General features: G+C 71.4%; 22 protein-coding genes. 10 read left to right on the top strand and 12 right to left on the bottom strand.

Annotated features, from left to right (window positions below):
- Positions 1-55: 55 nt before the first annotated feature.
- The 9 genes from MQN93_RS05955 to MQN93_RS05915 form a co-directional block, all read right to left on the bottom strand.
- On the bottom strand, positions 56-1,099 hold the full coding sequence (locus tag MQN93_RS05955; RefSeq protein WP_242708621.1) for a glutamate ABC transporter substrate-binding protein: 1,044 nt from the start codon (positions 1,097-1,099) through the stop codon (positions 56-58).
- Positions 1,100-1,113: 14 nt separating this feature from the next.
- Complete coding sequence (locus tag MQN93_RS05950; RefSeq protein ID WP_242708620.1) at positions 1,114-2,568, bottom strand: GlnX family signal transduction membrane protein; 1,455 nt, start codon at positions 2,566-2,568, stop codon at positions 1,114-1,116.
- 147 nt (positions 2,569-2,715) lie between these two features.
- Positions 2,716-3,687, bottom strand: coding sequence for an N-acetylglucosamine kinase (locus MQN93_RS05945; protein WP_242708619.1), 972 nt, complete (start codon positions 3,685-3,687; stop codon positions 2,716-2,718).
- Entirely contained in the window at positions 3,678-5,000 is a 1,323-nt protein-coding gene (locus MQN93_RS05940; protein ID WP_242708618.1) for a 6-phospho-beta-glucosidase, read from the bottom strand. Before MQN93_RS05940 ends, MQN93_RS05945 begins: the two co-directional genes overlap by 10 nt.
- Positions 5,001-5,006: 6 nt before the next feature.
- Positions 5,007-5,900 (bottom strand): carbohydrate ABC transporter permease, encoded by an 894-nt coding sequence (locus MQN93_RS05935; protein WP_242708617.1) that lies wholly within the window; start codon positions 5,898-5,900, stop codon positions 5,007-5,009.
- Between the two features lie 2 nt (positions 5,901-5,902).
- Positions 5,903-6,844 (bottom strand): carbohydrate ABC transporter permease, encoded by a 942-nt coding sequence (locus MQN93_RS05930; RefSeq protein WP_242708616.1) that lies wholly within the window; start codon positions 6,842-6,844, stop codon positions 5,903-5,905.
- On the bottom strand, positions 6,844-8,205 hold the full coding sequence (locus MQN93_RS05925; RefSeq protein WP_242708615.1) for an ABC transporter substrate-binding protein: 1,362 nt from the start codon (positions 8,203-8,205) through the stop codon (positions 6,844-6,846). The genes MQN93_RS05930 and MQN93_RS05925 overlap by 1 nt, the downstream gene beginning before the upstream one ends.
- Positions 8,206-8,274: 69 nt before the next feature.
- Entirely contained in the window at positions 8,275-9,486 is a 1,212-nt protein-coding gene (locus tag MQN93_RS05920) for an ROK family transcriptional regulator (RefSeq protein WP_242708614.1), read from the bottom strand.
- Positions 9,487-9,665: 179 nt separating this feature from the next.
- Positions 9,666-10,766, bottom strand: a complete 1,101-nt coding sequence (locus MQN93_RS05915) for a mechanosensitive ion channel family protein (protein ID WP_242708613.1) — start codon at positions 10,764-10,766, stop codon at positions 9,666-9,668.
- A 318-nt stretch (positions 10,767-11,084) separates the two neighbouring features.
- On the opposite strand from MQN93_RS05915, the gene MQN93_RS05910 reads away from it, so the two are divergent.
- The 4 genes from MQN93_RS05910 to MQN93_RS05895 all read left to right on the top strand — a co-directional run bounded on the left by MQN93_RS05910 (position 11,085) and on the right by MQN93_RS05895 (position 14,740).
- Positions 11,085-11,621 carry an HNH endonuclease gene (locus MQN93_RS05910; protein WP_016435120.1) on the top strand — a complete coding sequence of 179 codons (537 nt, stop codon included), beginning with the start codon at positions 11,085-11,087 and terminating at the stop codon, positions 11,619-11,621.
- Positions 11,622-11,864: 243 nt separating this feature from the next.
- Complete coding sequence (locus tag MQN93_RS05905; protein ID WP_242708612.1) at positions 11,865-12,098, top strand: hypothetical protein; 234 nt, start codon at positions 11,865-11,867, stop codon at positions 12,096-12,098.
- Positions 12,099-12,284: 186 nt separating this feature from the next.
- Positions 12,285-14,390, top strand: a complete 2,106-nt coding sequence (malQ, locus tag MQN93_RS05900) for a 4-alpha-glucanotransferase (protein WP_242708611.1) — start codon at positions 12,285-12,287, stop codon at positions 14,388-14,390.
- 86 nt (positions 14,391-14,476) lie between these two features.
- Positions 14,477-14,740: a hypothetical protein gene (locus MQN93_RS05895; RefSeq protein WP_242708610.1), complete on the top strand. Its 264-nt coding sequence runs from the start codon at positions 14,477-14,479 to the stop codon at positions 14,738-14,740.
- Between the two features lie 93 nt (positions 14,741-14,833).
- Here the strand turns inward: MQN93_RS05895 and MQN93_RS05890 are convergent, their stop codons facing one another.
- A complete protein-coding gene (locus MQN93_RS05890) occupies positions 14,834-15,436 on the bottom strand; it encodes a TetR/AcrR family transcriptional regulator (RefSeq protein ID WP_016435125.1) in 603 nt (200 codons plus the stop codon).
- A gap of 150 nt (positions 15,437-15,586) precedes the next feature.
- On the opposite strand from MQN93_RS05890, the gene MQN93_RS05885 reads away from it, so the two are divergent.
- The 3 genes from MQN93_RS05885 (at position 15,587) to MQN93_RS05875 (ending at position 19,310) form a co-directional block, all read left to right on the top strand.
- Positions 15,587-17,023 carry an FAD-dependent monooxygenase gene (locus MQN93_RS05885; protein WP_242708609.1) on the top strand — a complete coding sequence of 479 codons (1,437 nt, stop codon included), beginning with the start codon at positions 15,587-15,589 and terminating at the stop codon, positions 17,021-17,023.
- Between the two features lie 142 nt (positions 17,024-17,165).
- Positions 17,166-18,479, top strand: coding sequence for a sigma-70 family RNA polymerase sigma factor (locus MQN93_RS05880; protein ID WP_242708608.1), 1,314 nt, complete (start codon positions 17,166-17,168; stop codon positions 18,477-18,479).
- A gap of 72 nt (positions 18,480-18,551) precedes the next feature.
- Positions 18,552-19,310 carry an SDR family NAD(P)-dependent oxidoreductase gene (locus MQN93_RS05875; RefSeq protein ID WP_016435128.1) on the top strand — a complete coding sequence of 253 codons (759 nt, stop codon included), beginning with the start codon at positions 18,552-18,554 and terminating at the stop codon, positions 19,308-19,310.
- 62 nt (positions 19,311-19,372) lie between these two features.
- Here MQN93_RS05875 and pepN read toward each other — a convergent pair whose 3' ends face one another.
- Positions 19,373-21,943 carry an aminopeptidase N gene (pepN, locus tag MQN93_RS05870; RefSeq protein WP_242708607.1) on the bottom strand — a complete coding sequence of 857 codons (2,571 nt, stop codon included), beginning with the start codon at positions 21,941-21,943 and terminating at the stop codon, positions 19,373-19,375.
- A gap of 157 nt (positions 21,944-22,100) precedes the next feature.
- Between pepN and MQN93_RS05865 the strand changes: the two genes are divergently transcribed.
- Complete coding sequence (locus tag MQN93_RS05865) at positions 22,101-22,574, top strand: DUF1203 domain-containing protein (protein WP_242708606.1); 474 nt, start codon at positions 22,101-22,103, stop codon at positions 22,572-22,574.
- A 624-nt stretch (positions 22,575-23,198) separates the two neighbouring features.
- Here MQN93_RS05865 and MQN93_RS05860 read toward each other — a convergent pair.
- On the bottom strand, positions 23,199-24,215 hold the full coding sequence (locus MQN93_RS05860) for an aspartate-semialdehyde dehydrogenase (RefSeq protein ID WP_242708605.1): 1,017 nt from the start codon (positions 24,213-24,215) through the stop codon (positions 23,199-23,201).
- A gap of 253 nt (positions 24,216-24,468) precedes the next feature.
- Between MQN93_RS05860 and MQN93_RS05855 the strand changes: the two genes are divergently transcribed.
- Both MQN93_RS05855 and MQN93_RS05850 read left to right on the top strand, forming a co-directional pair.
- Positions 24,469-24,996, top strand: coding sequence for a sigma-70 family RNA polymerase sigma factor (locus MQN93_RS05855; protein ID WP_037782396.1), 528 nt, complete (start codon positions 24,469-24,471; stop codon positions 24,994-24,996).
- A gap of 1 nt (position 24,997) precedes the next feature.
- Positions 24,998-25,717, top strand: a complete 720-nt coding sequence (locus tag MQN93_RS05850; protein ID WP_242708604.1) for a hypothetical protein — start codon at positions 24,998-25,000, stop codon at positions 25,715-25,717.
- Positions 25,718-25,727 lie beyond the last annotated feature (10 nt).

The raw sequence follows: 25,727 nt of genomic DNA, 5'->3' as shown, positions 1-25,727 counted from the left end.
CGTGTTCCGTGGTGTGGTCTCTTACGTCTGCTGGTCGGTCACGTCTGATGGTCGGTCACTTGTAGTGCGCGGCGGGAGGGGTCGCCGACGCCGACTTCTTGTCGTCCTGGTCCATGGTGGGGTGCAGCCACTTCTGGTACGAGTCCGCCCAGCCACCGTCCTTGACGTAGTTCTCCAGGGTCCGGTTGACCTGGCGTACCAGATCGTCGGAACCCCGCTTCATCGCCACGCCGTAGTACTCGTCGGTGAACAGGCCGCCCTTGAGCTCCACCGTCGGGTCCTGTGCGGCCTGGCTCGCGGCGAGCGCGCCGTCGGTGACCACCGCGTCGACCTCGCCGAGCTGCAACTTCACCAGGCAGTCGAGCTGGTTGGGCACGACGGTGCGGATGTCGGTGGAGGCGGGGATCTTGCCGCCCTTGTCCGCCTTCAGGTTGTCGAGCGCGGTGGAGCCCTCGGCCGAGCAGACCTTCTTGCCGGCGAGGGTGTCGTTGTAGCCGGTGATCGTCGACTTCTTCGGCGCGAGGACCTGCTGGCCGGTCCTGAAGTACGGGGCGGAGAAGGCGACGTCGCCGAGGCGGTCGCAGGTGATCGTCATGGTGCGCACCACCATGTCGACCTGGTCGTTCTGGATCGCGGGAATGCGCTGGTTGGTGGGGATGGCCTTGAACGAGACCGCGTTCGGGTCGCCGAGGAGGTCCTTGGCGATCCGGTGCACGAGGTCGATGTCGAAGCCCTCCAGCGCGCCGGAGGCGTTGTTCGGGTTGAGATAGCCCCAGCGGTAGCTGTTGGTGTCGACGCCGACGATCAGCCGCCTGTCCTCGCGGGCCTTGATCCTGTCGACGACCGGTGTGGCGCCGCCGCCGGACGGCGAGAGGCTCTGGTCCTGCGGGGCCGCGCCGTTGTCGCACTTGGTCTCCGCCCTGGCCTGGGTGCCGTGGGCGAGGCGCCCGGCACCGCCGGCCGGGGCACCGCTGGACTGGGTGTGGGGCAGCAGCAGCGCGAAGGCCAGGGCCAGGGCGCACACGGCCGCCATCGCGCCGACCCCGCCCCAGCCGCGCAGGCCGGTCCGCAGCCGCCGGGCCAGTCGGTGTGCATCCATCTTCACGCCCCCTCTCACCGGTACTCCGAAAGCCTGCGCCCGATGCCGAGCACCGCGCCCGCCGCACCCAGCACGGCGAGCACCGCGGCGCCGTACGGCAGTCCGGTCAGCGCGTCCTTGCCGTCGCCCGCCGCCTGCTTGAACTCCGTCTGCTCGTGGCCGAGTGCCGTCTGGAGCGCCTTGTCCACATTGTCGAAGCACACGCTCGTCGGATCCTTGCCGACGCCGATGACCTTGTCACGGGCCTGCTGGTACTCACCCTTGTCGTTCAGGCCCTGGGCGACGCCGTGCCGGTCCTTCCACGCCTTCATGAAGCCGTTCGCGTCGGTCACGGGCTTGCGGCCCGCCGAGTCGTCGGCGAGCGAGTCCGCCCGCACGAGCGACTTGGCCAGCTTGTCGATCTGCTCGTCGTAGCCCGCGGCGTAGGCGTCCACGGTCGCGTCGCCGACCTTCGTGGTGTCCGCGCCGCGGCGGATCAGGCTGAGGTTCTCGTCGCTGCGGGCGGTCAGGGAGGCGATCCGGGCGTCGTGCAGGACGTTCAGCGAGCGGACGCCGTGGTCGTAGGAGTCGTTCAGGCCCGCGCGCGCGACGCTGTGCCCGACGACGAGCCACAGCAGCACGACCGCCGAGGCGGCCGAGGCGGTGACCAGGCCGTGGTTCAACACCCGGTTGGTGCGCAGGTAGTTGCGGCGCTGGGCCCAGGCCAGGGAGCCGAGGGCGACGAGGCCGAGGCCGATCGCCGCCCACGGGAAGGACTTCGCGTCGGCGTAGTCGGACTGCAGCCGCTGGTTCTCCTTGCGGTACAGGTTCTCGGCCTTGGGCAGCATCTGCGCCTGCATCTGCTCGTTGGCCGCGCGCAGATAGGCGCTGCCGACCGGGTAGCCCTGCCGGTTGTTGGACCGGGCCGTCTCGATCAGGCCCTTGTACTGCGGCAGCAGGTTGTTGAGCTCGGCGATCGTCCTCGCCGAGTCGGAGCCCGCCTCGGAGTTGGACGCCGCCGTGACCAGCTTGGTCGCGGCGGTGCGGATGTCGCTCTCGTAGCGCCGGCGCATCTCGGGCTTCTCCTGCGGGCCCGCGAGATAGCCGCTGGCCGCCGCCGTGTTGGCGTCGGCCAGCGAGCGGTAGATGTCGGCCGCGTCGGAACTCAGCGGCTGGCTGCGGGTGAGCACGTCGTCGGCGGCCGAGGCGCGGTCGGTCATCTGCCAGGCGGTGACCGCCCCGAACGCGACGACGAGAAGGGCGACGAATGCGCCGATGATGCGCAGCCGTCCGGGCTCCGTCGTCGCCGCCTCACGCAGCCGGTCGACGCCTTCGGCGAAGGCCGTGCGGCGGGCCGGGGCCACCTCGGGCACGGCGGAGGGGCCCGGGGCCGGTGGGGGTGCGGCCTGCCCGGGCTGCGGCGGAACGGCCGGCATCGTGGGCAGGGCGGTGCCCGGTGGCGCCGTGCTGCTCTTCGGCGGGTGTGTCACTGTGACCTCCCCCATGGTCATCCGTCGCCGCAAGTATCCCTGCCGGTCGCCTCCGGCGGGAGGGCAGGGTCTCGCCTCACCCCCTGCCCATCAATACGTCGTGGGAATCGGATCGGTTCCGCCCCGGGGTACGCCGCCTCCCGGTGCTCATGCCTCGAAGTGCGCCCGTACGCGCTCGTGCACCTCCTGGGGCGCGTCCATGAGGTCCAGACCCAGCAGTGCCGCCCCCAGCACCGGACTCGCCGTGACCACCCTGGGCACCGCCTTCGGGGCCCGGGCCGCCAGCAAGTCGCGTACGCCGTCGTTGAGTTGAGCGTGCTGGGCGGCCAGGACGCCGCCGCCGAGGAGCACCGGGGTCTCCTCCTCCAGCAGATCGAGACGCCTCAGGGCGACCGTCGCCATCGTGACCACCTCGTCGGCCAGGCGGTCCACGACGGCGCGGGCGACCGGGTCGCCGTCGGCCGCCGTGGCGAACAGGACCGGGGTCAGTTCATGACGGCGGGCGTACGCCACCTTCTCCAGGTGCAGCGCCTCGATCAGCGCGAGCATGCTGTCGTAGCCGAAGTGCGCCGGAAGGGTGCGGGCGAGGGCGGTGGGGGCGCCGCGGCCGTCCTCCGCGCGCGCGGCGAACCACAGCGCCTCCTCCGCCAGGCCCCATCCGCCGCCCCAGTCACCGGAGATACGGCCGATCGCGGGGAAGCGGGCGGTGCGCCCGTCGGGGCGCATGCCGACGCAGTTGATGCCGGCGCCGCAGACGACGGCGACGCCGCGCGGTTCGGTGATGCCCGCGCGCAGGATGGCGAAGGTGTCGTTGCGGACCTGGACGGCCGGGCCCCACGCGCGCGCGTGCAGCGCGGCCGCCAACTGCTCCTCCTCGACGGGGAAGTCGGCGTTGGCGAGGCACGCGGAGACCTGGTCCACGGACGTCACCCCCGCCGCGGTGAACGCGGTGTCCACCGCGGCGGCGAGGGCGTCCACCGCCGCCTCCACGCCCACCACCGGTGGCCTGAACCCGCCGCCGCGGGCCGTTGCGAGGACGGTTCCGTCGTCCGCCACCACCGCGACGTCGGTCTTGCTGTTGCCCGCGTCGACGGCGAGGACACGTGCGGTCATGCCCACGCGAGATGCTCCCGGTTGTGTGCGATCAGTCGGTCGGTCAGGGCGTCCGCGTACTCGTACTGGCCGATGAGCGGGTGGGCGAGCAGCGCCCGGAAGACCCGGTCGCGGCCTCCGCGCAGCGCTGCCTCCAGGGCCAGGTCCTCGTACGCCGTCACGTTCGCCATCAGGCCCGCGTACAGCGGGTCCACGGCCGGCACCGCCAGCGGGAGCGCTCCCTTCGGCCCCACGGCGGCCGGGACTTCGATGACCGCGTCGTCGGGCAGGAAGGGCAGCGTGCCCCGGTTGTAGGTGTTGACCACCTGGTAGGGGCTGCCCCCGCCCACCCGTCTCCCGCCACCGCCCTCAACCGAGGGCCCTGCGGGCCCGCTGCTTTGGTCTCCCAGCAGCGCGGCCGCGAGGTCCACCGCCGCCTCCGAGTAGTAGGCGCCGCCCCGCTTGGCGAGCAGCTCCGGCTTCTCGTCCAGGGCCGGGTCGCCGTACATCGTGAGCAACTGCCGTTCCATCTCGGCGACTTCGGCCGCCCGGGAGGGCTTGGTGCGCAGTTCCCGCACGACCTCGTCGTGGGCGTAGAAGTAGCGCAGGTAGTACGAGGGGACCACGCCGAGCCGGTCGAGCAGGGCCCGGGGCAGCCGCAGATCGCCGGCGATGGTGTCGCCGTGCTCGGCCAGCAGCTTGGGCAGGACGTTCTCGCCCTCGGGTCCGTCCAGGCGTACGGCGGTCTCCCAGGTGAGGTGGTTGAGGCCGACGTGGTCGAGGTGGACGTCGGACGGGTCGACGCCCAGCATCCGCGCGAACTTCCGCTGGAGTCCGATCGCCACGTTGCACAGGCCGACCGCCTTGTGGCCCGCCTGCAGCAGGGCCCGGGTGACGATGCCGACCGGGTTGGTGAAGTCGATGATCCAGGCGTCCGGGTTGGCGCGGTGGACGCGCTCGGCGATGTCCAGCACCACCGGGACCGTGCGCAGCGCCTTGGCGAGGCCGCCCGCCCCGGTGGTCTCCTGGCCCACGCAGCCGCACTCCAGCGGCCAGGTCTCGTCCTGCTCGCGGGCCGCCTGCCCGCCGACGCGCAGCTGCAGCAGCACGGCGTCGGCGCCCTCGGCGCCCGCGTCCAGATCGGAGGTGGTGACGATACGGCCGCCGTGCCCCTGCTTGGCGAAGATACGGCGGGCCAGGCCGCCGACCAGCTCCAGGCGCTCGGCGGACGGGTCGACCAGCACCAGCTCCTCGACGGGCAGGGTGTCCCGCAGCCGCGCGAAGCCGTCGATGAGTTCGGGGGTGTAGGTCGAGCCTCCGCCGACCACGGTGAGTTTCATGAATGGTTAACCCTTCACTCCGGTGAGCGTGACGCCTTCGACGAACGCCTTCTGGGCGAAGAAGAACACAAGGATCACGGGGGCCATGACCAGCACGGTCGCGGCCATGGTCAGATTCCAGTCGGTGTGGTGCGCGCCCTTGAACGACTCCAGGCCGTACGACAGGGTCCAGGCGCCGGGGTTCTCCGACGCGTAGATCTGCGGGCCGAAGTAGTCGTTCCAGGCGTAGAAGAACTGGAACAGGGCGACGGCCGCGATGCCCGGCCGCGCCATCGGCAGCACGACCCTCAGCAGGGTGCGCAGCTCGCCGCAGCCGTCCACCTTCGCCGCGTCAAGGTACTCGTTCGGGATGGTCATCAGGAACTGGCGCAGCAGGAAGATGGAGAACGCGTCGCCGAACGCCATCGGGATGATCAGCGGCCACAGCGTGCCGGACAGGTCCAGCTGCTTCGCCCAGAACAGATACATCGGGATGATGACGACCTGCGGCGGCAGCATCATCATCGAGATCACCAGCATCAGCGAGAGATTGCGGCCGCGGAAGCGGAACTTGGCGAGCGCGTACGCCACCGGGATCGAGGAGACGACGGTCAGGACCGTGCCGAGGCCGGCGTAGATCAGCGTGTTCTTCCACCACGTCAGAAAGCCCGGGGTGTCGAAGACCTTGTGGTAGTTGGACCATTGCCAGGTGTGCGGGATCAGATCCCGGCTGAGCGCCTGGCTGTCGGTCATCAGCGAGGTCAGGAACACGAACACGAAGGGCAGGACGAAGAACAGCGCGGCCGCGACGCCGAGCGCGTGGACGGCGATCCACTGCAGCAGCGTACGGCGGCGGGCCGTGCGCTCGGCGGGGGAGACCGGCGCCTTCACCTGCACGGGCTTTTCCAGCACTTGGGCCATGGTCAGTCACCTGCCAGGTTGAGACCGCCCCGGCGCCGCATCAGGAACGCGGTGAACACCATGGACAGGGCGAACAGCACCAGGGCGACGACGCACGCGGAGCCGTAGTCGAAGCGCTGGAAGCCGAGGTTGTAGACGAGCTGGGGGAGGGTGAGAGTCGACTTCTCCGGGTAGCCGGGCTCGAACTGGGTGCCCGCGCCCTGGATCACCCCGGAGGCGACCTTCCCCGCGATCAGCGGCTGTGTGTAGTACTGCATCGTCTGGATCACGCCGGTGACCACCGCGAACATGACGATCGGCGAGATGTTCGGCAGCGTCACATAGCGGAAGCGCTGCCAGGCCGACGCCCCGTCCAACTCGGCCGCCTCGTACTGCTCCTGGGGCACGTCGAGCAGCGCGGCCATGAAGATGACCATAAGGTCGCCGATGCCCCACAGGGCGAGCAGGGTCAGGGCCGGCTTGGACCAGGTGGGGTCGTTGAACCAGCCGGGGGCCGGGATGCCCACCTTCTCCAGGATCGAGTTGACCGGCCCCGTACCGGGGTTGAGCAGGAAGGCGAACGCCATGGTCGCCGCCACCGGCGGGGCCAGGTAGGGCAGATAGAAGAAGGTGCGGAAGACGCCCGTACCCGTCTTGATCTTGGTGATCAGCAGGCCGATGCCGAGTCCGAAGACGACCCGCAGGCTCACCATGATCAGCACCAGCCAGAGGGTGTTGCGCAGGGCCGGCCAGAAGAAGGGGTAGTGCTCGAAGACGTACGTCCAGTTCTTGGTGCCGCTCCACGTCGGCGGTTTGAAGCCGTCGTAGTGCATGAAGGAGAAATAGACCGTGGAGATCAGCGGATACGCGAAGAAGACCGCGAAGCCGATCAGCCAGGGCGACATGAAGGCGAGAGTACGAAGCGCCGACCGGCGGCGCTTCGACGCCAGTGTGAGCGTGGTCATTACTTCGCCTGCGCGATGTCCGTGTCGATCTGCGCGGCCGTCTTCTTCAGGCCGGCCTTGAGGTCGGTGACCTTTCCGCTCTCGTAGTCGTAGCCGAAGTTCTGGATCGTCGTCAGATACACGCCGCCGTTGACGGAGGCGGGGGACGTGGTGGAGTTCGGGTTCGCGGCGATGTCCAGGAAGGTCTTGAAGCGCGGGTCGTACTTCAGCTTCGGGGACTTCAGGGCGGCGAGGGTCGAGGGGACGTTGTGGATGCCGTTGGAGAAGTTCACCACCGCGTCGGTGTCGGTGGTCATGTACTTCACCAGTTCCCAGGCCGCGTTCTGCTTGTGGCTGGTGGCGGCGATGCCGGTGATGGTGCCGGTGATGTAGCCCTTGCCGTACTGGCTCACCTGGTCGTCGGGGACGGGCAGCGGGGCGACGCCGATGTCGAACTTCGGCTTGGCCTCCATGGCCATGCCCAGGCGCCATTCACCGTCGAGCTGCATGGCCACCTGGCCGGTGTGGAAGGGGTGTTTGACGCCCCATTCGTCGCCGAGCTTGGAGCGGTAGGTCTCCAGCTTCCTGAATCCGCCGAGTTCGTCGACGAGTTTCTTCTGGAGGGTGAATCCGGCCTGGAAGGCGGGGTCCGTGGCCAGTTCGGACTTGCCGGCCTTGTCGAAGTACGTCGGCGAGAACTGCCCGAAGTAGTGCTCGGTCGTGGTCTCCCAGCCGTGGTAGTTCGGCATGAAGCCGAGCTGTTGGTAGCTGTCGCCCCGGGTGATGGTCAGCTTCTTCGCGTCCGTCTCGAATTCGGACCAGGTCTTCGGCGGGTTCTTGATGCCCGCCTTCGCGAAGGCCGTCTTGTTGTAGTAGAGCCCGTAGGCGTCGCCGAGCAGGGGCGCGGTGCAGCGGTTCCCGTCGAACTGGGTGTACTCGTTCATCGCCTTCGGGAACGTCGTCTCCGGGTCGATGCCCGACTTCTTGAAGAAGGGGTTGAGATCGACCAGCGCACCCGACGAGCAGAACTTGCCGACGTTGTTGGTGGTGAAGGAGGAGATGACGTCCGGTGCCTTGTCGCCGCCGGCGCGCAGTGCCTGGTTGATCTTGTCGTCGGTCATGTTGGCGACGACGTTCACATGGATGTTGGGGTGCGCCTTCTCGAAGCCGGCGATCAGCGCGTGGACGGCCTTGACCTCGCTCGGCGCGCTCCAGGCGTGCCAGAAGTTGATGGTCGTCTCCTTCGAGGCGTCGTCGTCCGCGCCGGAGGAGGACTGGCCGGTACAGGCGGTGGTGAGGAGCGCGAGAGAGGCGGTGGCGGCGAGGGCGACGGCCGTCCTGCGTGACACTCCGGGTATGGCTTTCCTGGACTTTTCGGGCATGGCGAGGTCTCCCAGGGACGGGACGGGTGAGGGGAAGGCAGGGCAGGGACGGGGCGGACGGGCAGGGGCTCAGCGCGAGGTGTCGAAGACCTCGTCACGGGTGGCCGCGAGCGCGCTCTCCAACGCGCCCCGCAGCACGGGGTGTTCACGGACGTCGCCGACCACGAGCCGGGGCCGGGAGGCGGCCAGCTCCTCCAGCTCGGCCTGGACGAGGGCGCGCAGCACCTCACCGCCGCTGGTGAGCGAGCTGCCGCTGAGGACGACGAGTTCGGGGTCGAGGACGGAGACGAGCGAGGCGAGACCGGTGGCCAGCCGGGTCGCGTACGTCTGCAGCAGCTGCCGGTGCGGTTCGTCGTCGCTCCCGGCGGCGCGGGCGACGAGAGCGGCCGCGGTCTCGGCGTACGGGCCGGAAGGGATGTCCTCGATGCCGAGGCTGCGGGCCAGCTGGGGGATGGCCTGCGAACCGGCCAGCTCCTGGTAGCCGCCGCTGTTGGCCTTGGTCACCTGCCGGACCAGGGGCGCGCCCGGCACCGGCAGGAAGCCGACCTCACCGGCGCCGCCGGTCCAGCCGCGGTGCAGCCGCCCGCCGAGGACGAGGGCGGCACCGAGGCCCCCCTCGTTCCACAGCAGCACGAAGTCCTCGTGGCCGCGGGCCGCGCCGAGGCGCTGTTCGGCGACGGCGGCGAGGTTGACGTCGTTCTCGTACTCGACCGGCACCGGCAGGGCGGCGGCGAGGTCGTCGAGCAGGTTCGGGGCGTGCCAGCCCGGCAGATGGGAGGCGTAGCGCAGCCGGCCGGTGTTCGGGTCGAAGGCGCCGGGGGTGCCGATGACGAGGCGGTGGACGTCGGCGCGGGCGAGCCCGGCGGCCTTCACGGCGCCGTCGAGGGCGTCGGTGACCTGCCGCACGACGGGGTGGGCGGGCCGCCTGCCGGGGGTCGCGAGTTCGTAGGAGCCGACCGTGCGGCCGGTGATGTCGGCGACGGCGGCGATGATGCGCTCGGGTGTGACGTCGAGCCCGGCGGCGTACGCGGCGGCCGGATTGACCTCGTACAGCTGGGCGTTGGGGCCGGGCCGGCCCTCGGTGGTGCCGGTGGCGAGGACGAGTCCGGCCGCTTCGAGGCGGGCGAGCAGCTGGGAGGCGGTGGGCTTGGACAGGCCGGTGAGCTTGCCGATGCGGGTGCGGGAGAGCGGTCCGTGCTCCAGGAGGAGGTCGAGAGCGGCGCGGTCGTTCATGGCGCGCAGGACGCGCGGGGTGCCCGGCGTGCCGGCCGTTCCTGCCATGGGGCGCCACCTGCCTTTCAGACTGACCGAAGCTTCTCATTGATCACTGTTAGGAAAGTTTCCTATTGGCTGGAAAGGAACGTAAGCCCAGGGCGAAGGGGGCGTCAAGAGAAACCGCCCGCGAGGCAACGGACTCGTTACCTCGCGGGCGGCGCGGATGCCGGCGGCCGGGCGGGCCGCTACTTCACCGGCGGACGTGGCTGCGCGATCGGGGAGGCCGCGGCGGACTGCGGGGACTCCGTGTTGGCATACACCGACGGCGCCGCGACGACCGCCGTCGGGTCCGGCGGCTGCTCCTCCGTCGGGGCCGTCGCCCCGCCCACGATGCGGATGTCCGCCGCGTCGAAGGCGCGCTTGATGCGCCAGCGCAGCTCGCGCTCCACGGTCAGGGACTTGCCAGGCATCGTCTTCGCGGAGACATGGACCACCATCGAGTCCAGCAGCACGCTGTCCAGGCCCAGGACCTCGATCGGGCCCCACAGGAGCTCGTTCCAGGGCTCCTCCGCGCTCATCTTCTCGGTGACCTCGTCCAGGGTGGCCTTCACCCGGTCCAGGTCCTCGGACGCCTTCACGGTGACGTCGACGCCGGCCGTGGCCCAGCCCTGGGAGAGGTTGCCGATGCGCTTGACCTCGCCGTTGCGGACGTACCAGATCTCGCCGCCGTCGCCGCGCAGCTTCGTGACGCGCAGACCGACCTCGATCACCTCGCCGGAGGCGACGCCCGCGTCGATCGTGTCGCCGACGCCGTACTGGTCCTCCAGGATCATGAAGACGCCGGAGAGGAAGTCCGTGACGAGGTTGCGGGCGCCGAAGCCGATCGCCACGCCCGCCACACCGGCGGAGGCGAGCAGCGGGGCCAGATTGATCTGGAAGGCGCCCAGGATCATCAAAGCCGCGGTGCCCAGGATCACGAAGGACGCCACCGAGCGCAGCACCGAGCCGATGGCCTGGGAGCGCTGGCGGCGGCGCTCGTTGTTGACCAGCAGCCCACCGAGCGCCGTGCCCTCCGCGGCCTGAGCGGTACGGGCCATCCGGTCGATCAGCTTGGTGATCGCCCGCTTCACGACCGCTCTGAGGACCATGGCGATCACCAGGATCAGCAGGACCCTGAGGCTGATCGCGAGCCATGTCGACCAGTTCTGTTCGACCCAGCCGGCGGCGTTGGTCGCGCTCTCCTGGGCGTCCTGGAGCGTGGGGACCGCCGGAGTCGCCGAGCCCGAGCCCGAGGGCGTCGGTGACGGCGACGGGCCGGCGGCCGGTAGGACAGCGGGCAAGGACACGGCGGGAACCTCCAGGTGCAGCGGTCCGCTCCACCGGCAGGCGGTCAAGGTCACGAAAAGGTCACCGGTGGGGCAGGGCAACCACACTATCGGGGCATCGTGTGTGGATCCTTGCCGTCTTCTGGGGAGAGACGGTGCTCACGTGGGGATGAACAGGTGGGATGAACCGATTGCCGTCCCGGGGATGAATGGGATGTGGTCGAAAACACTCCCAGCCCGTTACCGGGACATGGTGGCGCTTCCACCAGGCCAGAGGAGAGACTGACTGCAGATCGTCCCGGCGCGAGCCACGCGCCGCCGGCGTACAAGGAGGCATCCGTGCCGCATGTCCTGGTCCTCAACGCGTCGTACGAGCCACTCGGCGTCGTACCGCTCCGCCGCGCGCTCGTACTGGTCCTCGAGAACAAGGCCGTGTGCCTCGAGGAGTCCGGCGCCTTCATGCACAGCGCAACCGTCACAGTCCCCGCACCCAGCGTGGTCCGGCTCAAGCGATTCGTCCGGGTTCCCTATCGGGGGCCCGTTCCTCTCACCCGGCGTGCGCTCTTCGCGCGCGACGGAGGCCGGTGCATGTACTGCGGTGGCGTCGCAACCAGCGTCGACCACGTCATCCCGCGCAGCCGCGGGGGCAAGCACGTCTGGGACAACGTGGTGGCGTCCTGCCGCCGCTGCAACCACGTGAAGGCCGACCGTCATCTGTTCGAGATCGGCTGGCGGCTGCGCCACAAACCGGCTCCGCCCACCGGTCTGGCCTGGCGCATCATCGGCACGGGCCATAGGGACCCGCGCTGGCTGCCCTACCTGCAGCCGTTCGGCGCGGACGACGCCATGGCCCGGATCGACGGCATATCCGCCTGACGACCCGGGCCTTCGCATACCTGGGCGCGGGGCCGTGCGGCCCGGCGTCCGGTCCCGGGGTGCCCCCGTGCTCCCCGGGACCGCCAAGTTTCAGATTTCGAACGAGGGCGGCCGGAGAACGCAGGATTTCCGGCGCGGAATGTGATGAGAGGCACGATGTTCGTCCTCGGACGTCTGCCGCCGCGACGACGGGGTAGGGCTGCCGTAACGGTCCAGGTCGTCGTACCCGAATAGGAGGCCCCCGTGGCCGCATCGGCACAGCTTCTGCTCTCGGCCCTTTCCAAACGCGATGAGTTCGCCGACTACGAACCCCACCTGTGCGCCTTCGGCTCGGACGGCACCGGCGTCGAGGCCCCGCTGACCAGCGAACCGCCCCTGCCCGACGCCGAACCCCTCACCAGCGAGCCACCCCTCGCCGAGGCCACCCCCCTGACCAGCGAGGCAGTGGGCCTCGACCCGGAGACCACGAGGCCCTAGGGCCTGTCTTTCGGATCAGCCCGGCGTCACGGGCCCTGGCACGCACATCTGCCGCGTTGTCGTCAGTCGCCGACGCTCCGCGTCGACTCCCTCCTCCGCCTTGCAGCTGCACGCACCAGACCCCGCTCGGGTCGGCCAGGACTCGCCGTTTCCTTCAGCCGACCTGATCCGAAAGACAGGCCCTAGATGACCGCAGCGGCCGAACCGCCGTCCGAACCGCTCCCCGAACCGCCCTCCGAGGAACTGTCACGGCTCGCCGCGCTGCACGGTGTCGCCACGTCCTACAGCCCTTCCCCGGACCGTACGGTCGCGGCCTCGGCCACCGCCGTCACCCTCGCCCTCGCCGCCCTCGGCGTCGACGCCTCCGGGCCCGGGGCCGTCAGTGCCGCGCTCGCCGCCCGTGAGCGGGAGCTGAGCGAGCGGCTGCTGCCCCCGACCGTGGTGCTGTGGAGCGGCGGCACGTCCCCCGCGCTCGCGGCCCTTCCGCCCGGCACCCGGCTGCACATCGAGACCGAACAGGGCGCGACGCACACCGGGGCGGACCAACTCCCGCCGGGCGTCCACCGGTTGACGGCCACCGCCCCCGACGGGCGCACCGCCGAGGCCCATCTGGTCGTCGCCCCGCCCCGGCTGACCACGTCCACGGCCCGCTCCTACGGCCTGCTCGTCCAGCTCTACTCCCTGTTCTCCCAGCGCTCCTGGGGCATGGGCGACCTCGGTGACCTCGCCGAACTCGGCGCCTGGGCCGGGCGTGCGCTCGGCGCGGGCTTCGTCCAGGTCAACCCGCTGCACGCGGCCGTACCCGGCGCCCCCACCGACCCCTCGCCCTACCGCCCCTCCTCCCGCCGCTTCCCCGACCCCGTGCATCTGCGTATCGAGGACATCCCCGAGTACGCCTACGTCGCGGACGGCGAGCGCCTGCGGACGCTGCGCGGGCGCGCCGCCGAACTGCGCGCCTCGGTGCTGGAGAAGGGCGCGTTGATCGACCGGGACGCGGTGTGGGCGCTCAAGCGCGAGGCGCTGGAGATGATCCGCGAGGTGGAGCTCGGGCCCGGCAGGCGCGCCGCCTACGTCGACTTCCTCGCCGAGCAGGGCCAGGCCCTGGAGGACCACGCCACCTGGTACGCCCTGGCCGAGGTGCACGGCTCCGACTGGAGCCGCTGGCCGGCCGGGCTGCGCGACCCCCGCTCGGCCGAAACCGCGCGCGCCCGCGGCGAGTTGATGGACCGCGTGGACTTCCACTCCCGGCTCGCCTGGCTCACCGACGCCCAGCTCACCGAGGCGCAGCGCACCGCGCGCGAGGCCGGGATGCCCGTCGGGATCGTGCACGACCTCGCGGTCGGGGTGCACCCGCAGGGCGCGGACGCCTGGGCGCAGCAGGAGTACTTCGCCGCCGGGATGTCGGTGGGCGCCCCGCCGGACGCCTTCAACGCCCGCGGCCAGGACTGGGGCCTGCCGCCCTGGCGCCCGGACCGCCTCGCCGAGTCCGGCTACGCGCCCTACCGACGCCTGCTGCGGGCCCTGTTCCGCTACGCCGGCGCGCTGCGCATCGACCACGTCATGGGCCTGTTCCGGCTCTGGTGGGTGCCCCAGGGCCACCCGCCCACCGAGGGCACCTACGTCCGCTACGACGCCGAGGCCATGCTCGCCGTCCTCGTCCTGGAGGCCTCGCGGGCCGGGGCGCTCGTCATCGGCGAGGACCTCGGCACCGTCGAGCCCGGTGTGCGCGAGACGCTGCGCGAGCGCGGGGTGCTCGGCACGTCGGTGCTGTGGTTCGAACGGGACTGGGAGGGCGACGGGCGCCCGCTGCCGCCCGAGCGCTGGCGCGAGGACTGCCTCGCCACCGCCACCACCCACGACCTGCCCTCCACCGCGGCCCGGCTGACCGGCGAGCACGTCGAACTGCGCCACCGGCTCGGTCTGCTGACCCGCCCGCTGGAGGAGGAGCGCGCGGAGGCGGCGGCCGACACGGGGGAGTGGCTGGGCCTGCTCACCCGCCTCGGCCTGCTGCACGGCACCGGCGGCGGGCACGATCCGTCGGAGGAGGAGGCCGAGATCCAGGCCGTCCACCGCTTCCTCCTGCGCACCCCCTCCCGCATGCTCGGCATCTGGCTCCCCGACACGGTCGGCGACCGGCGCCCGCAGAATCTGCCGGGCACCTGGGACCAGTACCCGAACTGGCGGCTGCCGGTGGCGGATGCGGACGGGCGTGCGGTGACGCTGGAGGAACTGTCCCGCTCGCCGCGGCTGCATGCGCTGGTCGATGTGTTGCGGACGGGGCGCGAGGAGTAGGGCGGGAGTGTGGTGGCGGGGTGGTCGAGGTCCCGTACGGCACCCCGGGCGCGCGGCTCCGACCGGCGTTGGCTATTTTTGGTGGCGTGGACAAGAAGAACGCCCTGCGCGCCGGCGCCCTGGCTTCCGGTACGACGCTGATGATGCTGCTCATGTCGTCCCCCGCGCTCGCGCTGACGCGCGACGACGGCGACGATCCCGGCAAGGGCCTGAGCGTCATCGAGACGCTGGGCCTCTACGTCCTGATCCCGCTCGCCCTGTTCGCGGTCATCGCGGGCCTGGTGTTCGTCCTGGACAGGTCCCACGACAGGCAGGACGACACCACCTCCAACGTCGACGTGAAGGCGTAAGAGGCGAGCGATCGCCTGATCACACACTTTTCAGAGGGCGTCACCGTCACCCGTCGAGGGCGGCGGTGACGCCCTCGCTGCGTTCGCGCACCTTCAGGGGCTCGGCGCCGTCAGATACCGCTGCAGCGTCGGCGCCAGCCATGCCACGATCTCCTCGCGGCTGAGCGCCACGGTCGGCGGGAACCGCAGGACGTAGCGCGTGAGCGCCAGCCCGAGCAGCTGCGCGGCGGCGAGCGCGGCCCGCGCGGGGGCCTGTTCGGGATCGGGGCAGGCCTTTTGGGCGACCGGCGTCAACTGCTCCCGGAAGACCTGCTGCATCCGCTCGGCCCCGGCCTGGTTGGTCGTCCCGACCCGGAGCAGCGCCGTCAGCACCTCGTTCTCCTCCCACATGCCGAGGAAGTGCGCCACGAGCGCCCGGCCGACGTCGTGCCGGGGCAGCGCCGCGGGGTCCGGCATCGACAGGTCGATGGAGACGGCCGCCGCGAACAGGCCCTCCTTGTTGCCGTAGTAGCGCATGACCATGGAGGGGTCGATGTCCGCGTCCTTGGCGATGGCGCGGATGGTGGCCCGCTCGTAGCCGTCGGCCGCGAAGCGTTCGCGGGCGGCGGTGAGGATGGCGTCCCGGGTGACGTCCGAGCGCCGGCGGGCTCCGCTGCCGGGATCCGCGTTGCTGCTGTTGCTGACCTTCACATCCACGAGCGTAGGCCAACATCTGTTGGCCTACAAGTGTTGACTTCGTAGCGGTGGCGGCTCTAACGTGGTCAACGCACGTTGGCAAACAGTCGTTGGCAAACGACTGTAGGCCAACAATCGTAGGCAAACACACGTTGGCAATCGGAGGTCGTCATGCGGACCCAGTACTCCGTGATCGTCGTAGGCGCGGGCCCCGCCGGTCTGCTGCTCGCCGGGGACCTCGCCGCCGCAGGCGTCCCCGTCACGCTCGTCGAGAAGCGCCCGCACAAGATCAGCAACCTCTCCCGCGCCTTCGTCCTGCACGCCCGCACCCTGGAACAGCTCGACGCCCGCGGCCTCGCCGACGGTCTGGAGGCCGTCGGCCGCCCCCTCGACAACCTGCGCCTCTTCGGGCACCTCGGCATCGAGCTCGGCACCCTGCCCTCCCGCTACAACCACCTCCTGGTCGTCCCGCAGTACGAGGTGGAGAAGGTCCTGGAGCGGCGCGCGATCGAGGCCGGCGTGGAGTTCCGCCACGAGACCGAGCTGACCGGACTCGTCCAGGACGCCGACGGCGTCACCGTCGAGGTCCGCACGGCCGAAGGCCGCACCGAGAGCCTGCGGGCCGCGTACGTGGTCGGCACCGACGGCATGCGCAGCGCCGTGCGCGAGGCGATCGGGCTGCCCTTCCCCGGGCGCTCCGTCATCCGCTCCGTCGTCCTCGCGGACGTACGGCTGACCGAGGAGCCCGAGAACCTGCTGACGGTCAACGCCGTCGGTGACGCCTTCGCCTTCCTCGCGCCCTTCGGCGACGGCTACCACCGGGTGATCGCCTGGAACCGCGCCCGCGACGTGCCCGACAGCGAGCCCCTCGACCTGGACGAGGTCAAGGAGGTCACCCGGCTCGCCCTCGGCCGTGACTTCGGCATGCGCGACGCGCGCTGGATGTCCCGCTTCCACAGCGACGAACGCCAGGCGCCCGCCTACCGCGTGGGCCGCGTCTTCCTCGCCGGGGACGCCGCGCACGTCCACACCCCGGCCGGCGGCCAGGGCATGAACACCGGTCTGCAGGACTCGGCCAACCTGAGCTGGAAGCTGGCCGCCGTCGTCCAGGGCCACGCGGACGCCGCCCTGCTGGACACCTACCAGTCGGAGCGGCACCCCGTGGGCAGGGCGGTGCTGCGCAGCAGCGGCGGCATCGTCCGGCTCGCGATGGCCAAGCGGCCCTGGACGCTGGCGCTGCGGGCGGCGCTGACCACCTTCCTCGACCATGTCGGCCCGGCCCGGCGCAAGGCCGTCGGCGGCATCACCGGCATCGGCTTCCGCTACCGCGCACCCCGCGGCGCCCACCGCCTCACCGGCACCCGCGTCCCGGACGTGGCCCTGGAGGGCGGCCGCCTCTACGAGGCCCTGCGCGGCGGCCGGTTCGTCCTGATCACCCCGCAGCCCTACGAGGACCGGGCCGCCCGCAAGGACCGGCTGACCGTGGAGCACTGGGCGAGCGACCGCCGCACGACCGTCCTGGTCCGCCCCGACGGCTACGTGGCCTGGGCGAAGGACTCGGCGGACCACGCCGCGATCGAAGCGGCGCTCGCAGCACACGTGGGGTGACGCACGCACGGCGTCGCGAACGGGGCGTCGCGAACCGGGTGTCGCGAACGGGGCGCGTGGGCCTTCCGGTCCCACGCGCCCCGTCCGCGATAGCGTCACAGGGTTCTCGCGTGACGCAAACCCCGGACTCTCGGAGGTGCCCGTGGTCGCCCAGGTCTGTGCGAGCTGCGGCAAGCGGCTCCCCGCGCGTGGCGGTCGTGCGGGCCGCAGTTCCGTGTACTGCTCGGCCGCGTGCCGGCAGAAGGCGTACCGGGAGCGGCAGGGGGCCGCGGAGACCGGTGTGCAGGGGCTGATCGACGACATCGCGCGGAAGGTCGGGGACCTGACCCCGCAGCCGCCCTCCGTCCTGTACTCGGGAGTGACCGACCTGTCGGCCTCGGTCGCCCGGCTGCGCCGCGTCGCCCGCATCGCCCGGGAGAGCGCGAAGGATTCCGTCACGTCAGTTCCCGTGACGAAACCCCCTGCCGCCGAAACTCCCCTCACCGAAGCCGACTTCGCCGCCCTCACCGAGTCGTACCGCCGTGAGATCCAGGTGCACTGCTACCGCATGACCGGGTCCTACGACGATGCCGAGGACCTGGTGCAGGAGACGTTCCTGCGGGCCTGGCGGGCGCGGGAGGGCTTCGAGGGGCGGGCCGGGGCGCGCACCTGGCTGTACCGCATCGCCACCAACGCCTGCCTGGACTTCCAGCGCCGCACCGCCCGCCGCCCGCAGCGCTACGAGCCCGTCCCCGGCATGAACCACGGCACCGGCGAGGCACCCGACCGCATCACCTGGCTGCAGCCCTACCCCGACGACGAACTGCCCGCGGCCGACCAGGACCGCCCGGACGTCGCCGCCGTCTCGCGCGAGACCCTGGAGCTGGTCTTCCTCGCCGCCCTCCAGCACCTGCCGCCCCGCCAGCGGGCCGTGCTGATCCTGCGGGACGTGCTGGGTCTGACCGCCGCCGAGACCGCCGAGGCCCTCGGGCTGACCGTCGCCTCGGCCAACAGCGCCCTGCAGCGGGCCCGGCCCACCCTGCGCGACCATCTGCCCGGGCAGCGTGCCGACTGGGCGGCGGGGGAGCCGACCGAGGCCCAACGGGCCGTGCTGCAGGGGTATATGGCCGCCGCCGAGCGGCTCGACCTCGACGCGATGACCGAGCTGCTCAGCAAGGACGTCCGGCTCACCATGCCGCCCAACCCGTTCTGGTTCACCGGCCGGGACGCCTTCGTCGACTTCCTGCGGCCCACCCTCGACCCCGCGTCGCCCGTGTTCTTCGGCCACTGGCGCCACCTGCCCGCCCGCGCCAACGGCCGGCTCGCGGCCGGGGGTTACGTCCGCAGGCCCGGCACGCACGTCTACCGGGCCCAGGTCCTGGACGTGCTCCGCTTCGACGCGGACGACCGGATCGTGGAGGTCACCTCCTTCGAACCGCACCTCTTCCCCGCCTTCGGACTGCCGCTGAAGCTGTGACCGATGAGCGTCCGGGGTGCCGTGCGTCTGTATGACCGACCGATACGGACCACGCTTCCCAAGGAGATCACCATGCTGCTCACCGACAAGACCGCGATCGTGTACGGCGCCGGCGGCGCGATCGGCGGTGCGGTGGCCCGGGCCTTCGCCGCGGAGGGCGCACGCGTGCACCTGGTCGGCCGTACCCGCGAGACGCTGCAGGCGGTGGCGGACGACATCAAGGACGCCGAGATCGCGGTCGTCGACGCCCTGGACGAAAGCGCCGTGGAGGAGCACCTGGCCCGCGTCGGCGACGTCGACATCTCCTTCAACCTCGTCACCCGCGGCGATGTGCAGGGCGCCCCGCTGACCGAGATGCCCGTGGACGACTTCCTGCGGCCCGTGATCAACGGCGCCCGCGCGAACTTCCTCACCGCCCGCGGCGCCGCCCGCCGCATGGCCGAGCGCGGCTCCGGCGTCATCCTCACCCTCAACAGCGGCTCCGCGCACGGCAGTCCGATGATGGGCGGCACGGGCCCCGCCGACGCCGCCGTCGACACCCTCGTCCGCAATCTGGCCGTGGAGTGCGGGCCGCGCGGAGTGCGTGCCGTGGGTCTGTGGGCGGCCGGGATCCCCGAGACGTTCACCGTCGAGAAGCTCTCCGCGGTCAACCCCGCCATCGACGACAACGCCGTCCAGGGCATCGTCGAGGGCCTCGCCGGGATGCGCATGACCCGCCGCAACCCCACCCTCGCGGACGTCGCCGCCACGGCCGTCTTCCTCGCCTCGGACCACGCGGCCGGCATCACCGGCACCTTCGTCAACGTCACCGGCGGCATGGTCCCGCGCTGACGGCGACCACGACGAAGGGCGCCCGGTGCGACACCGGGCGCCCTTCATGCTCGTAGCGGCGACTACGCCCGCGCGTCCGCGGCCTGCGCCTTCAGCGCGCGCTCGATGCCCGAGCGGGCCTCGGAGACCAGGCGGCGCAGGGCCGCGCCGGGCTCGGCGGAGGCGAGCCAGGCGTCCGTCCGCTCCAGCGTCTCCTGCGAGACCTGGATCGCCGGGTAGAGGCCGACCGCGATCTGCTGGGCGATCTCGTGCGAACGGGACTCCCAGATGTCCTTGACCACCTCGAAGTACTTCTCGGTGTACGGAGCGAGCAGCTCGCGCTGGTCGGTCTGGACGAAGCCGCCGATGACGGCCTCCTGCACCGCGTTCGGCAGCTTGTCGGACTCCACGACCGACGCCCACACCTCCGCCTTCGCCTCCGCGGTCGGGCGCGCGGCACGGGCAGCGGCCGCGTGGCGCTCACCGGCGGCGGTCCTGTCCAGCTCGTACTCGCCGGCGATCTCCGCCTCGTCCCAGCGGCCGACCGCCGCGAGCCGGTGCACGAACGCCCAGCGCAGCTCGGTGTCGACGGCCAGGCCCTCGATCGTCTGCGAACCGTCCAGCAGCGACTCCAGCAGGTCCAGCTGCTCCGGCGTGCGGGCCGTCGCCGTGAACGCCCGGGCCCAGGCCAGCTGGTGGTCGCTGCCCGGAGCGGCCGTGCGCAGATGGGCCAGCGTCGCGTCGGTCCAGCGGGTGAGCAGGGCCTCGCGGGCGGCCGGGTCGGCGTACAGGTCGATCGCCAGCTTCACCTGGCGGTGCAGCGACTGCACCACGCCGATGTCGGACTCCTTGCCGATGCCCGACAGGACGAGGGAGAGGTAGTCCCGGGTGGCGAGTTCCGCGTCCCGGGTCATGTCCCAGGCCGAGGCCCAGCACAGGGCGCGCGGGAGTGACGCCTCGAAGTCGCCGAGGTGCTCGGTGACGACGGCGAGGGACGCCTCGTCCAGCCGGACCTTGGCGTACGACAGGTCGTCGTCGTTGAGCAGGATCACCGCCGGACGGGACCGGCCGGTCAGCTGCGGTACGGCGGTCAGCTCGCCGTCGACGTCCAGCTCGACGCGGTCGCCGCGCACCAGCTTGCCGCTGCCGGCGTCGAGGTCGTACAGGCCCACGGCGATGCGGTGCGGGCGCAGCGTCGGCTCGCCCTTGGCGCCGGCCGGCAGCGCGGGGGCCTCCTGACGGATCGCGAAGGAGGTGATCACGCCCTCGGCGTCCACCTCGATCTCCGGGCGCAGGACGTTGATGCCCGCCGTCTCCAGCCACTTCTTCGACCAGGTCTTCAGATCGCGGCCCGAGGTCTCCTCCAGCGCGCCGAGCAGGTCGGACAGGCGCGTGTTGCCGAAGGCGTGGCGCTTGAAGTAGGCCTGCACGCCCGCGAAGAACGCGTCCATGCCGACGTAGGCGACGAGCTGCTTGAGGACCGAGGCGCCCTTGGCATAGGTGATGCCGTCGAAGTTGACGAGGACGTCGTCCAGGTCGTTGATCTCGGCCATGATCGGGTGGGTGGAGGGCAGCTGGTCCTGCCGGTAGGCCCACGTCTTCATGGAGTTCGCGAACGTCGTCCACGAGTGCGGCCAGCGCGAGTCGGGGTGGTGCGCCTGGCAGGCGATGGAGGTGTAGGTGGCGAACGACTCGTTCAGCCACAGGTCGTTCCACCACTCCATGGTGACCAGGTCGCCGAACCACATGTGCGCCAGCTCGTGCAGGATGGTCTCGGCCCGCAGCTCGTACGAGGCGTCCGTGACCTTGGAGCGGAAGACGTACTGGTCGCGGATGGTGACCGCGCCGGCGTTCTCCATCGCGCCCGCGTTGAACTCCGGCACGAACAGCTGGTCGTACTTCGCGAAGGGGTACGCGTGGTCGAACTTCTCCTGGAACCACTCGAAGCCCTGCCGGGTGACCTCGAAGATGGCGTCCGAGTCCAGGTACTCCGCGAGCGAGGGGCGGCAGTAGATGCCGAGCGGCACGCTCTGGCCGTTCTTCTCGTAGACGCTGTGCACCGAGTGGTACGGGCCGACGATCAGCGCGGTGATGTACGACGAGATCCGCGGGGTCGGCTCGAAGACCCAGGTGTCGTCCCGGGGCTCGGGGGTCGGGGAGTTGGAGACGACGGTCCAGCCGGGCGGCGCCTTCACGGTGAACTGGAAGGTGGCCTTCAGGTCCGGCTGCTCGAAGGAGGCGAAGACGCGGCGGGCGTCCGGGACCTCGAACTGCGTGTAGAGGTAGGCCTGCTGGTCGACCGGGTCGACGAAGCGGTGCAGGCCCTCACCGGTGTTGGTGTAGGCGCAGTCGGCGACGACGCGCAGGACGTTGCGGCCCCGGAGCAGACCGGGCAGGGCGATCCGGGAGTCCTTGAAGAGCTCGGCGGCGTCGAGTGCGTCGCCGTTGAGCGTCACTTCGTGCACGGTCGGGGCGACCAGGTCGATGAAGGACTCCGCGCCGTTTTCGGCCACGTCGAAGCGCACCGTGGTCACGGACCGGTAGGTGCCGCCCTCCTGCGCGCCGGAGAGGTCGAGATCGATCTCGTAGGAGTCAACGGTGAGCAGCTTCGCCCGCTGCTGTGCCTCTTCGCGGGTCAGGTTTGTGCCAGGCACCGGGTCATCTCCTCGTCATGTGTCGGTGGCGCCATCCTTCCACGTGATCGTGGGCGGGGGGACGAGGGTTTTCCCGATGGATCGCCCGGCGGCGGCGCCGGACCGCCACGTCCGAATCCCGCCGGTGCTGCGGCCGCGTGCGCGCCAGCCTGGACGCATGACGACCTACACCGCACGGCCCATCGCCCCGACCGTCCTCAAGGAACTGCGCACCACCGACGACGCGGGCCGTCCCATGGCCCCCCTGACCGACGACGAGGGCGGCGCCCCGCTGCGCTGCTGCCTGCGCCGCAGCGAGCCGGGCGAGCGGATCGCCCTCGTGTCCTACGCACCCCTGCGCCGCTGGGCCGCCGAGACCGGGGCCGAGCCCGGCGCCTACGACGAACAGGGCCCCGTCTTCATCCACGCCGACGACTGCCCGGGCCCCGCCCCGTCGAACACCTACCCCTTCGCCAACGCCCACCGCAGCGTCCGCCGCTACTCCGCCGACGGCCACATCCTGGGCGGCGCCCTCGTACCCACTCCGAACGACGAGGCCTTCCGAAACGCCTTCGACGACCCGACCGTGGCACTGGTCCACGTCCGGGCCGTCGAGTACGGGTGCTTCCTCTACGAGGTCAGGAGGGGGTAGGTCTTTTTACGGGGCCGGGAGGGCTGGGAGGGCGAAAGGCGCGGGAGGGCCGGAAGGGCGCGGGAGTGGCCGGGAGGGGCGCCCGACGATCCCATCGCGGACGCCCCGGCGCCTCGCGGTCGCCGGCACCGGATGGCCGTCTGGTCTGCCTTACGGACGTCCGCCCGGCCCGGCTTCCGGATGGCCTTCTGGTCTGCCCTCCGGACGGTCGTCTCGCCCGCCTTCCGGAGCGTTCGCCTGGTCTGCCTTCGGACGTCCGCCTGGTCTGCCCTCCGGATGGTCGTCTCGCCCGTCTTACGGACGTCCGCCCGGCCCGTCTTCCAGACGGTCGTCTCGTCCGCTCTCCGGAGCGCCCGTCTGGCCTGCCTTCCGGACGCCGGTCTCGCCTGTCTTCCGGACGTCCGCCTGCCTTCCGGACGGCCGTCCGGCCCCTCTTTCGGAGCGTCCGCGTGGCTGCCTTCCGGAGGCCCGTCTGCCCTGCCCTCCGGACGGCCGCTGACCTGCCCCGCGGACGGTCGTCCGGCCCGTCCTCGGGTGGAGGACGCGACCTGTCGGACGCCGCCGCCCCGGGGGGGCGCTCCGCGAGGCCGGCAGGCAGTGGTTCCCCTGCGAGCCGCCGGAGGCTCAGGCCTTGAGCTCCGCTGCCACCAGTTCCGCGATCTGGACCGCGTTCAGGGCGGCGCCCTTGCGGAGGTTGTCGTTGGAGATGAAGAGGGCGAGGCCGTTGTCGACGGTCTCGTCCTTGCGGATGCGGCCGACGTAGGCGGGGTCCTGGCCGGCGGCCTGGAGGGGGGTGGGGATGTCGGAGAGGGCGACGCCGGGGGCGCCGGCGAGCAGCTCCGTGGCGCGCTCCGGGGAGATCGGGCGCGCGAAGCGGGCGTTGACCTGCAGCGAGTGACCGGAGAAGACCGGGACGCGGACGCAGGTGCCGGAGACCTTGAGGTCCGGGATCTCCAGGATCTTGCGGGACTCGTTGCGCAGCTTCTGCTCCTCGTCGGTCTCGTTCAGACCGTCGTCGACGAGGTTGCCCGCGAAGGGGAGCACGTTGAAGGCGATGGGGCGCTTGTAGACGCCGGGCTCCGGGAAGTCGACGGCCGCACCGTCGTGGGTGAGCTTGTCCGCGTCGGCGACGACCTTCTGGGTCTGGCCGTGCAGCTCCGCCACGCCCGCGAGCCCCGACCCGGACACCGCCTGGTAGGTGGCGACGACCAGCGCTTCGAGACCGGCCTCTGCGTGCAGCACCTGCAGGACCGGCATCGCGGCCATCGTGGTGCAGTTCGGGTTGGCGATGATGCCCTTGGGGCGGTCCGCGATCGCGTGCGGGTTCACCTCGGAGACGACCAGCGGGACCTCGGGGTCCTTGCGCCAGGCGGAGGAGTTGTCGATCACCACGGCGCCCTGCGAGGCCACCTTCTCGGCCAGCGCCTTCGAGGTCGCCCCGCCCGCGGAGAACAGCACGATGTCGAGGCCGGAGTAGTCCGCGGTCGCCGCGTCCTCCACCGTCACGCCGTCCAGCTCCGTCCCCGCCGAGCGGGCCGAGGCGAACAGGCGCAGCTCGCTGACCGGGAAGTTCCGCTCCGCGAGGATCCTGCGCATGACCGTGCCGACCTGTCCGGTGGCTCCGACGATTCCGACCCTCACGGCGACTCCCTGTGCGTGTTCATGCCTGGCGGCTTCTCGTGTCTGCGACTGTCTGCGGCGTTTCCATGATGCGGCCGACCCGGGTCCGCCTGTCCAATTCTTTCCGTCCCATGCCCGAGGAGTGGACGCCGGGCGGTGTGACATCCGCCTCCGGAGCGGACTCCGGCAGACTCCGGACAGATTCGCCGGCGTTCCGTCGAACGTTTCCGTGCGCCCGCGCGTCGTAGAGGAAACACGGTGAGGGGGGTGGCTTGTGCTGCGCAGAAAGGCCCGCCGTGCGCCGGGGGACGATCAGGGTGATCCTCTGGACGCGGCCCAGGAACGCCGGGTGCGGGCGGTGCTCGCGCTGGGCGGTGTGCCGCAGGCGGACCTGCCGGACGGGGTGCAGCAGGTGCGGCTGCGGCTGCTGGAGCGGGCGGCGAAGGGGTACGAGGCCCCGCGCGACGTCTCCGCGTGGGCGGCCGTCGTCGCCTCCAACCTGGCCATGGACTGGCATCGCGCCAAGCGCCGGCAGGAGCGGATCGGCGAGCGCCTGGCCTCGCTGCGGCAGCTGGAGCACCCCTCCGGCGAGGACACCAGCGTGCTGTCGCTGTCCGTCGCCCAGGGCCTGGACGAGCTGCCCGACTCCCAGCGCCAGGTCCTCGTCCTGCGCTTCTACGCCGATCTGCCGGTCCGCTCGATCGCCGAGGAGCTCGGTGTCCCGGAGGGCACCGTCAAGAGCCGGCTGCACACGGCGGTACGGGCCCTGCGCGCCCGCCTGCACGAGGACGAGGTGGTGTGACATGGCCGCGGAACACGACGGCACCGACGCGCTCATGGCCGCCCTCACCGGCGAGGAGCTGTCGCAGGAGGCCCGCGCGGACGCCGCCTTCATGACCGAGCACCGCGAGGCGGAGGCCGACGTGGCCCTCCTGCGGGAGCAGCTGGGCCTGATCGGGGACGCGCTGGCCAGGGACGCGGCGGTGCAGCACACGCCACCCGCTCCGGTGCGGGCGCCGCGCGACCGGCACCGGGCCCGCAGGTTCGCCTTCGGCTCCCTGGCCGTGGCCGCCGTAGCGACCGTGCTGGCGGGGATGGGCTGGCTGGTGACCCAGAGCGGCACCGGCGTGAGCGACGACGCTGGCGCGAGCGCCGACAAGGCGGCGGCCCCCTCGGCGAGCTCCTCCCTGAGCAGCCCGGGCTACCTCGCCTGTACGGGTCTGGTCGCCGAGGGCGACGTCACCGACGTGCGGCCGGTCGGCACGGTGGCCGGGCAGGAGCGGATCACCCTGCACGTGACCCGCTCGTACAAGCCGCAGAAGGGTCCAAAAGAGGTGGTCTTCGTGCTCGGCCGGGGCCTGACCGACAAGGCCCTGCACAAGGGCGACCATCTGCTGGTGACCCTGCCGCGGCACTCGGACGTCGCGCAGAACGTGGTCGTCGGCGCGCAGGCGGTCGCCCGCGAACGCGCCGGTCTGGTCCGGGCGCTCCCGGAGGCGGCGGGCCTGAGCTGCGGGGGATGAGGGCGGCAGG

Origin of the sequence: Streptomyces spinosisporus (assembly GCF_022698145.1) — a bacterium.
Lineage (GTDB): Bacteria > Actinomycetota > Actinomycetes > Streptomycetales > Streptomycetaceae > Streptomyces > Streptomyces spinosisporus.
This window is presented reverse-complemented; position numbering and strand designations above follow the sequence as displayed.